Source organism: Rhodoferax antarcticus ANT.BR (genome assembly GCF_001938565.1).
GTDB classification, from domain to species: Bacteria; Pseudomonadota; Gammaproteobacteria; order Burkholderiales; family Burkholderiaceae_C; genus Rhodoferax; species Rhodoferax antarcticus.
Genome location: NZ_MSYM01000008.1, coordinates 168,758 through 178,049, shown reverse-complemented (window position 1 = coordinate 178,049; position 9,292 = coordinate 168,758). Strand labels below are relative to the sequence as shown.

Genomic DNA, 9,292 nt, shown 5'->3' with positions numbered 1-9,292 from the left:
ACATGTGGCGGATATCAGAGGCCGATAGCCAATAAAAAAAGCGCTGGCAGCTATTTAAATAATAGCTGCCAGCGCATATTCTATAGGGGCTAGAGCCCTAAAAAGCTGATAACTTCAGTTCAGCCCTCTTATTTACCAAAGACCATATCGGGCAGGAACAGCGTGATTTGCGGGATGTAGGTGATCATCACCAAAAACACCAGCAGTACCGACAACCACGGCAGCGCCGCTTTGGTCACCTGCACCAGGCTCATGCCGGTCACCCCACTGGTCACAAACAGGTTGAGCCCCACCGGTGGCGTCACCATACCAATCTCCATGTTCACCACCATGATCACGCCCAGGTGAATCGGGTCGATGCCGAGCTGGGTGGCAATGGGAAAGAAGATGGGCGCCAGAATCAAAATGATGCCGGTGGGCTCCATGAAGTTGCCCGCTATCAGCAGGATGATGTTGACCACCAGCAGAAACATCCACGGCGTCATGCCCATGCTGACGATGTGTTCTGCAATGGTCTGCGGAATGCGCTCGGTGGTGAGTACGTGGGCAAACAACAGTGCATTCGCCACGATGAACATCAGCATCACCGTGGTGCGCCCTGCCTCCAGAAACACATGCGGAATCTGCTTGGGTGCCAGGTCTTTGTAGATAAACATCGCCACCACCAGCGCATACACCGCCGACACCGCTGCCGCCTCTGTGGGTGTGAAGATGCCGCCGTAGATACCGCCCATGATGATGACCAGCAGCGCCAGTCCCCACATGGATTCACGAAACGCCTTGAAAATTTCGCTGGTGCTGGCTTTGGGCGGTGGGGTGATCTTGAGTTTGCCCGCGCGCCAGTACACCGCCAGCATCAGCATCAGGCCCAGCAGCAAGCCCGGAACGACGCCCGCCATGAACATGCGGCCCACCGACACTTCGGTCACGGCGGCATACACCACCATCACGATGGAAGGCGGAATCAGAATACCCAGGGTGCCTGCGTTGCAGATCACACCCGCAGCAAACGCTTTCGGGTAGCCGTTTTTGACCATGCCGGCAATCACGATCGAGCCAATCGCCACCACCGTGGCCGGGCTCGACCCCGACACCGCCGCAAACAGCATGCACGCCAGAATCGAGGCAATCGCCAGGCCGCCGCGCAAATGGCCCACCGCCGCAATGGCAAACACCACCATGCGTTTGGCCACGCCGCCGGTGCTCATCAAGGCCCCGGCCAGCACAAAGAACGGAATGCTCATCAGCGTGTAGTGCTCGCTGGTTTCAAACAGCTTGATCGACATCGACGCCAGCGAGTCTTGCGAGAAGAAAAAGATGGTCAGCAGGCTTGACAGGCCCAAGCTGATGGCAATCGGCATGCCAATGGCCATGCAGAAAAACAACGCCGCAAACAGCACCAGGGTGTTCATGATGGGGTGTCCTCGGCTTTGAGTCTCATGGCTTCAGCGGCCTCGTCTGCCAGCGTCAGGGTTTCGGTTTTGCCGCTGATCAGCCCGTTGAGAATCTGCAGAAAACGCCAGCCGGTGAGCAGGTAGCCCAGCGGCATGACCGCCAGCACCTGCCAGCGCTCGATCGGCATGTCTTCAAATTCAATGCCGACTTCCTTCATTTTCAAGACATAAATGCTGGCACCGGTGAGCACAAAACCCACATACAACAGACACAGCAGCACCGCCAGAATCGACACATTGCGCCGGGCGTTGTGGCCCAGCATCTTTACCAGCGCGTCCACACCAATGTGGGAGCCCACACGCACACCATATGAGATACCGACAAAAATCATGAAGGCAAAAAACACCGTGGTCAGCTCCAGCGCCCAGGAAAAGCCGCTGTTGAACACATAGCGCATCACAACCTGTAAAAAGGTCAGAGCGGTCATGGCCGCCAGCATGCCGGCAACGATCCACTCTTCCAGATGGTCGAGAAATCTCATGGAATGCTCCAAAAAAGACCCCGGTCCAGGCCCGCTAATGCAGGTTCCAGGCCGGGGTGGTGGGGACTGTAAGACGGCTTACTTGTTGGCGCGCAGTGCGGCGTCAATCAGATTTTTGCCGATTTCGCCCTCAAACTTCTTCCACACCGGTTGCATGGCGGTGCGCCAGGCGGCAAGCTGCTCCTTGGTCATGGGCACCACAATGGCCTTTTTGTCGTCGATGACTTTTTGGCGGAAAGCCAAGTCTTCATCAAAGGCCACCTTGTTGCCAAACTTGATCGACTCGACCATGGCTTCGGACAGCCCCTTTTGAACGTCAGGCGGCAGGCCAGCCCACCACTTGGCGTTACCAATCACCATGTAATCCAGCACGCCGTGGTTGCTGTCCATGATGTACTTCTGCACTTCGTGGAATTTCTTGCTGTAGATGTTGGACCAAGGGTTCTCGGTGCCGTCCACCACGCCGGTTTGCAGCGCCTGGTAAACCTCGGCAAAAGAGAGTTTTTGTGGGTTGCCGCCGACCGCGTGGAACTGTGCGTCGAGCACGTCAGATGCCTGAATGCGAAATTTCAGGCCTTTGGCGTCGCCGGGCAAGCTCAGCTGCTTGTTGGCCGAGAGTTGTTTCATGCCGTTGTGCAGGTAGCCAAAGCCCTTAATGCCTTTTTTCTCCATTGAATTCAGCATGCTCTGGCCCTCAGGGCTGGACTGGAAGCGGTCCACCGCCTGGATGTCGTCAAACAGGAAAGGCAAATCGAAAATCTGGATCTGATCTGTGTACTTGCCAAACTTGGCCAGCGAGGGGGCAACGATTTGCACGTCACCGAGCAACAGGGCTTCCATTTCCTTGCCGTCGCCAAACAACTGGCTGTTGGGGAACACCTGGACCTCGACCTTGCCGGGAAGTTTCTTCTCGGCCAGTTCTTTGAACTTGAGCGCCGCCTGCCCCTTGGGCGTGACGTCGGCCACCACGTGGCTGTATTTGATGATGATCGGAGCGGCTTGCGCGCCCAAACCAAAGGCCAGCAAAACGCCAGCAGCGACCAGTTTCAACTTCAATGCCATGTCAATCTCCTCGTTAAAAAAATGGGAGCGCCCGCACGCTAAAACCGGACTTTAGTGGCCGCTGGGCGACATTGCAACTGTGGTGTTCAACAGCTAGGGTTTACCCCGATGTCCGGAAGTTGTAGCGCTTAACCCTTGTTCAGGGCCGCTTGCAGGTCTTTGATGCAGCGTTGGCCCAGTCGACTGGCCAGCTGCTGCTGCACCGGCTGCACCGCTTGGCGCAGGCGCTGGCGTTGCTCGGGCGTTGGGCGGTGGATGTGTACGCTGCTGGTCTGTCGCAAGGCGGCCAGGGCCTTGTCGTTTTGCGTGTCGGCAATTTGGTTGGCAAAGCCCAGCGCTTCTTGCAGCGCCTGGTTGATCAACCCACGCTCAGTGCGCGCCAGCGACTGCCATAGGCGCTGGTTGGTGACCACCGCATAGCCCAGGTAGCCGTGGTTGGTCAGGCTCACGTCGCTTTGCACCTGATGCATGCCTTGCGTCCAGAAGTTGGACACCGGGTTCTCTGTGCCGTCCACCACCCCGCTGGCCAGCGCCTGACGGGTTTCGCTGAAGGCCAGCGTGACTGGCCGGGCACCCAGCGCACGCATCTGCGCGGCAATCACCTGCGAGGCCTGCACCCGCATGCGCAGGCCGACAAAATCTTTCGGCTCCAGCAGGGGTCGGTTGGCGCTCATCTGCTTGAAACCGTTGTCAAAGTACCCCAGGCCCACCAACCCCTGGCGCTCTAGCCCTTGCAGCAGGCGCTGGCCCAGCGGCCCCAGGGTGATGCGGCGCACCGCGCTCAGATCGTCAAACAAAAATGGCAGGTCAAACAGCTCAAACTCGGGCAGTCCGATGCGCCCGAACTTGGACAGTGACGGCGCCACCAGATCTACCGCACCGAGTTGCAGCGCCCGCATCTCATCCGAGTCGCCGTAAAGCTGGGCGTTGGGAAACACCTGCACGCCAATCCGCCCGCTCGAACGCTGCTCCAGCAGCACCTTGAAGCGGTTGGCAGCTAGGCCCTTGGGGGTTTCTTCGGCCACCACATGCGAAAACCGCAGGGTAATTTCCGGCTGTGGCATGGCGGCGCGGGCCGCAGGCAGCAGCGCCGCACCGGCACAGGCGCCAAGCCACTCGCGCCGTTGCATTGGTGGGAGCAGGTGAGTTGACATGGTGGGCATTATGACCACTGCCCCGCGATTGACAGGCGTTTTACCGTGGCATAGCTGCTATGTTTAAAGAAGCTGCCAGCGCTTGTTGCATAAGGGCTAGAGGCCTATTTAATGCATAAAGCCTACAGCGAGCCCGGTCGCTGCGCTGACCATTGCGCTGCACATCAGAACATCGTCACCGTCATCAAGCCGCCCGCCATCGTCAAGCCATGCAACAGCGCCGCTGCGACGCTGAGCCATGGTGCCAGCCAGACCCAGCGCGGTCGCAGCGCGGCGCCCCAGAGCAGGCCCACGGCCAGTAACGATAGCGGCAGCGACACCAGCCCCCACAGCGCAGGCTGCGGGTGGTACAGCAGCGCCACACCGCCCACCAGCCAGCCATAGGCCAGTACCATCAGTAAGCCGTACAGCGCGGGCACGACCCAACTGCCAGGGCGCTGGCGCTGCACCAGCGGCACAGCCCCCACCAGCAGCGCAAAGCTCACCGCGTCCACCACCGAGATTAAAAAGAAATGGTGCCGCTGCACATAGTCTGCGCCCAGCACCACCAGCCACCAGGCCAGCACCGCGCTAACCTCAGCCAAGCCTCGCGTACCGAGTCGCCACGGCGGCACGGCAAACAGCACCGCCAGCAGCACGCCACCGAATCCGACCAGCAGCAGACCCCCCCCGGCTCTGACCGACAGCACCAGGCCAGCGGCCAGCATCATGCCCAACACTGCCCAGGCGAGCTGACGGATTTCGGCCTGGCTGACCAAGCCGTCTTGCATCAAACGCAGGCCGCTGTCGGCAAACGGGCCGGTGGGTGCGGCTGTGCTACCGCGTTGCGCGTAGCCAGCCTGCAACAGGTTGGCGCCCGCGTGCAGCCCCACGGCCAGTAGCAGGGCAGCCAGCGCAGCGGCCCAGTCCAGTTGGATACCGCAGCCCGCTGCCGTGGCTGTGCCCAGCACGCAGGCCACCCCGGTCGGGGTCAAAGAGGCGGGCCGCGCCAACTGCCACACGGTGGCAGGTGACAGGTTGTGGGGGGTTTGGGGCATCATGGGCTGGTGCCCCTTCAAGTTGTAGGCACGGTGGGCATCTGGGCTGAGGCCTCAGTCTCAAGGTGCAGTGTGCGGGTGGGGAAGGCGATCTGCGCACCATGGCGCTTGATGCATTCACCAATTTGCAACAAGACCTCTTGCTTTACCCCGTGAAAGGCGATCCAGTCGGTGGTTTTGGTGAAGGTGTACACCATGATGTCCAGGGATGACGGGCCAAACAGATTGAAATTCACAATCATCGTCTGCGAGGTGTCAATACCGGGGTGTGCCTGCAACAGCAGGCGAATGTCTGCGACGATGATCGCAACTTTGTCAAAATCGTCGTAGCGCACGCCAATGGTTTCCTTCAGGCGCCGGTGGCTCATGCGCGACGGGTTTTCCACAATGATGCTGGTGAAAACCGCGTTAGGCACGTAGATCGGATTTTTGTTGAACGCCCGAATGCGGGTGTGCCGCCAGCTGATGTATTCCACCGTGCCTTCAATGCTTTTGTCAGGGCTGCGGATCCACTCGCCAACGCCAAACGGCCGGTCCAGATAGATGGTGAGGCCGCCGAAAAAATTGGCCAGCAAGTCTTTGGCGGCCAGGCCTACTGCCAAGCCACCCACACCACCGAGTGCCAGCAGGCCACCAATGTGAAAGCCCAGGGTCTGGGCAATGGTGATCATCGCCACCACCACCGTCAACAAGCGGGTCAGCTTGACCAGGGCGTCAATGGTGGTGGGGTCGACATCGTCGCCGTTGGCGGCGCGTTGGACCAGAATATTGCGGCCAACTTTCCCGCTGAAGCGCAGCAAAAACCAGGCAACGGCGACGATCAGCGCGACGTCACGCAACACAAGGCCCTGTGTCAGAAATTCCACCTCGGATTCGCGCTGCAGCACGCGCGCCATGAGGCCTGCGCTGATCAGCCAAAACGCCAGCAGCACGGGTTTTGCGGCACTGTTGACCAGGGCATCATCCCAAACAGTTTGGGTCCGGACGGTGATATGACTGGCGCGTTTGAGCACAATGCGAAGCAGGTAGTGAATCACAAGGGTGGCCAACGCCATGGCCAAAACGGTGGCCACCCAGGAGGTCATGCCAAAGTTGTCACTGACGAAATCGTAGTAGAGCTGCATTTAACGACTGTACGCCATGCCAGTGACAGCGGCCTTTTTGGTCAGCGGTATCGCACGGCGCGCAAATTGACCCAACGTATACTGAAATTGCCTGCTTTGAGGACTGTGCTACGCCTCGGCGTCTTTGAGTTAACCCAGACATGATCGTTACCCCGACGCGTGACTCCTCGCTTGACTTTGCCCTTTTGCAAAAGTCGGTGGCGGGTCCGTCTGGGCGCAACCGGGTGCCGCTGCTGTGGTTGTTGGGCTTGCTGGCGCTGCTGGTTGGATCGGTGGTGGCGCTGCTGCTGTACCTGAACAATTTTGAAGACGAAGAAGTCGCCCGGCGTCGCGCCGCAGACGCCCAGTGGCTGGAGCAAAGCGTGCAGTTTCACTTTCGCCGCCTGGAAGACGATCTGCTGGTGCTGGCGCGTCAGGCGGTGTTGCAGGCGGGCAGCCCAACGCTGCAGCGTGGTGTTTCACCGCCATCTGCGCCAATGGTGCAGGGCGGCCTGCTGTGGCGCGAGCCTGGAGTGCTGCTGTCCAGCGGCTGGATTCCGGCAGGCCAGCTGGGCAACCTTCAGGTGGGCCCGCAGCGCTGGCAACTGGACCGCGATGCGCACCCGGACAACGCCTTGGCCCTGACCCTGATGCAGACCACCACCCAGGGGCTGCGGCGCTCGGCCTATGCCGGGTTGATGCTGCGCCCGGATGGCACACCCACAGACGTGATCTGGCTGGCAACGCCTTTTTTTGACCGTGGCGAATTCGCTGGCAACTACCTGGCAGCGGTTTCGCTGCAGCGCGCACTGGCCGCGCTGGTTCCCACCTGGTTCAGCCAGACGCACAGCGTGCAGCTGGAAAGTCAAGCCGCACTGGACAAACCCCCTGCTGGCGCGACGGAGCTGGCCGACCCGCAGGTTGACCGTGTGGCGCTGAATCTGCCTGGGGTGGACCTGTTCTTGCAGGTGGCGCTCACCCAGGCCCAGCCGGCCACCGTGCCGCGCATCTTTTTCCTGGTGGCGGTGCTTTTTTTGCTGGGCATGCTGGTCGCGCTGTATGCGCTGCGGCGCGACTTTGTCAAGCGCCAGCAGGTGCAGGCCTTGCTGCAGGCGCAGGTGGCGCTGCGCACCGCGATGGAAAACTCGGTCACGATTGGCTTGCGCGCTTGGAATTTGCAGGGCCGCATCCTCTACATCAACGATGCCTTTGCGCGCATGGTGGGCTACAGCCCGGCGGAGCTCATTGGCTTGAGCATGCCTTTTCCCTATTGGCCGCCAGACCAGCATGATCAGCTGGTGCAGGTGCATGAGGGCATCATCCAGTGCGGCACCTCGGGCGACGGCGTGGAAGTCCAGTTTGCCCACCGCAACGGGCATTTGATCGACGTGCTGATCCACGAGGCACCGCTGAACACCGCCAGTGGTGTGCAGATCGGCTGGATGAGCTCGGTGATCGACATCAGCGAGCGCAAGCGCGCCCAGCGCATGGCGGCGCAGCAGCAGGAAAAGCTCGAAGCCTCGGGCCGTCTGATTGCGGTGGGCGAGGTGGCGTCCACGCTCGCACATGAGCTCAATCAGCCGCTGGGCGCTTTAAGCAGCTTTGCCAACGGCCTGCTGAACCGCCTGAACGATGCCAACATCAGCCTGCCTGAGCTGCTGCCAGTGGTGCAGCGCATGGCGCGCCTGGCAGAACGCGCAGGCGGCATTATTCGCCGGGTGAATGACTTTGCCCGGCGCCGCGAGTTGTCGCGCCAGCGGCTGGACTTGGTGGCGTTGTTGACCCGCGTGTTGACCGCCAACGGCGATGGGGAGGGCACGCCGGCGCAGTGGTCGCCACCGCAGCAGCCGATCTGGGTGGACGCGGATGAGCTGTTGCTGGAGCATCTGGTGAATAACCTGGTGGGCAATGCGCAGGACTGGGCGCCGCACGGTGCTGCCGCGCCACAGGTCTGGATCGATTTGCGCCAGGACAGCGCGCGCCAGATGGCCACGCTGTCGGTGGCTGATACCGGCCCGGGCGTCAGCGACGAGGCGCGTGACACCATCTTCAACGCCTTTGTCAGCCGAAAAGAAGGCGGCATGGGCATGGGGCTGGCGATTTGCCGCTCCATCGTCGAGGCGCACCACGGCAGCCTGGCGGTCAGCCATGACCCGATGCTGGGCGGTGCCCGTTTCAGCGTTGAACTGCCGCTGGCCCAAACGCCTGCGACCCCGCACGAAGGAGCCCCATGAAACGTACCGAGTTACACATCGTCGACGATGACCCCGACATCCGCGACGGCCTGGCCTGGCTGTTTGACTCGCGCGGCTACCAGCCCGCCACCTGGGACGGGGGCGAGCCCTTTTTGGCAGCCGCGCGCGCGCTGGCGGGTGATTGGGGCGCATCGGTGGTGTTGATGGACCTGCGCATGACGCCGCTTTCGGGTCTGGCCACGTTTGAGCAACTGAAGGCGCTGGGCTGCCCCTGGCCGGTGCTGTTTCTGACCGGCCATGGCGATGTCAGCATGGCGGTGTCTGCGGTCAAAAACGGCGCCTGGGACTTTTTGGAAAAACCGTTTCAGGACAATGAACTGGTTGACCGCGTGGCGCAGGCGCTGGCTGCTGCCAGCGTCACCACCGAAGGCGACACCGAAGCCCGCCGTTTGCGCCAATCGCTGGCGTCGTTGAGCCCGCGTGAGCGCGAAGTGCTTGACGAGCTGATTTGCGGCCATTACAACAAGACCATTGCTGAGCATCTGGGAATCACCCCGCGCACTGTGGAGTTTCACCGTGCCAACATATTTGAGAAGATGGGTGTGAGTTCGGCCATTGAACTGGCGCATAAACTGGGCCGCTTGATGCCAATGGGTGCGCCATAAATACATGAAATCGGGCTCTAGCCCTTATGAATAAAGCGGTAGTAGCTATTATTTCCATATCAAACTTGTTACACCTCCGTCACTCGGTGCGTGTTGGCCCCCAGGATCCTTGCGGCACAATTAACGTCTATTTTGAAAAA

The 9,292-nt window shown here is 60.7% G+C and carries 8 protein-coding genes; 2 read left to right on the top strand and 6 right to left on the bottom strand.

All coding sequences use genetic code 11. From position 1 onward, the window contains the following. Positions 1-128: 128 nt before the first annotated feature. The 6 genes from BLL52_RS05755 to BLL52_RS05730 form a co-directional block, all read right to left on the bottom strand. The gene (locus BLL52_RS05755; RefSeq protein WP_075585748.1) at positions 129-1,412 is read right to left on the bottom strand and encodes a TRAP transporter large permease; all 1,284 of its coding nucleotides are present in this window, start codon (positions 1,410-1,412) and stop codon (positions 129-131) included. Next, positions 1,409-1,936: a TRAP transporter small permease gene (locus tag BLL52_RS05750; RefSeq protein ID WP_075585747.1), complete on the bottom strand. Its 528-nt coding sequence runs from the start codon at positions 1,934-1,936 to the stop codon at positions 1,409-1,411. The genes BLL52_RS05755 and BLL52_RS05750 overlap by 4 nt, the downstream gene beginning before the upstream one ends. Positions 1,937-2,014: 78 nt before the next feature. Then, a complete protein-coding gene (locus BLL52_RS05745) occupies positions 2,015-2,998 on the bottom strand; it encodes a TRAP transporter substrate-binding protein (RefSeq protein ID WP_075585746.1) in 984 nt (327 codons plus the stop codon). A 128-nt stretch (positions 2,999-3,126) separates the two neighbouring features. Beyond that, positions 3,127-4,128 (bottom strand): TRAP transporter substrate-binding protein, encoded by a 1,002-nt coding sequence (locus BLL52_RS05740; protein ID WP_075585745.1) that lies wholly within the window; start codon positions 4,126-4,128, stop codon positions 3,127-3,129. A 188-nt stretch (positions 4,129-4,316) separates the two neighbouring features. Next, positions 4,317-5,192, bottom strand: a complete 876-nt coding sequence (locus BLL52_RS05735) for a prenyltransferase (protein ID WP_075585744.1) — start codon at positions 5,190-5,192, stop codon at positions 4,317-4,319. Between the two features lie 14 nt (positions 5,193-5,206). Then, positions 5,207-6,313 (bottom strand): mechanosensitive ion channel family protein, encoded by a 1,107-nt coding sequence (locus tag BLL52_RS05730; protein ID WP_075585743.1) that lies wholly within the window; start codon positions 6,311-6,313, stop codon positions 5,207-5,209. Between the two features lie 140 nt (positions 6,314-6,453). Between BLL52_RS05730 and BLL52_RS05725 the strand changes: the two genes are divergently transcribed. Together BLL52_RS05725 and BLL52_RS05720 are read left to right on the top strand one after the other, a co-directional pair. Continuing rightward, positions 6,454-8,526: a two-component system sensor histidine kinase NtrB gene (locus BLL52_RS05725; protein WP_075585742.1), complete on the top strand. Its 2,073-nt coding sequence runs from the start codon at positions 6,454-6,456 to the stop codon at positions 8,524-8,526. Next, positions 8,523-9,152: a response regulator transcription factor gene (locus tag BLL52_RS05720; RefSeq protein ID WP_075585741.1), complete on the top strand. Its 630-nt coding sequence runs from the start codon at positions 8,523-8,525 to the stop codon at positions 9,150-9,152. The genes BLL52_RS05725 and BLL52_RS05720 overlap by 4 nt, the downstream gene beginning before the upstream one ends. The last annotated feature ends 140 nt before the right edge of the window (positions 9,153-9,292 follow it).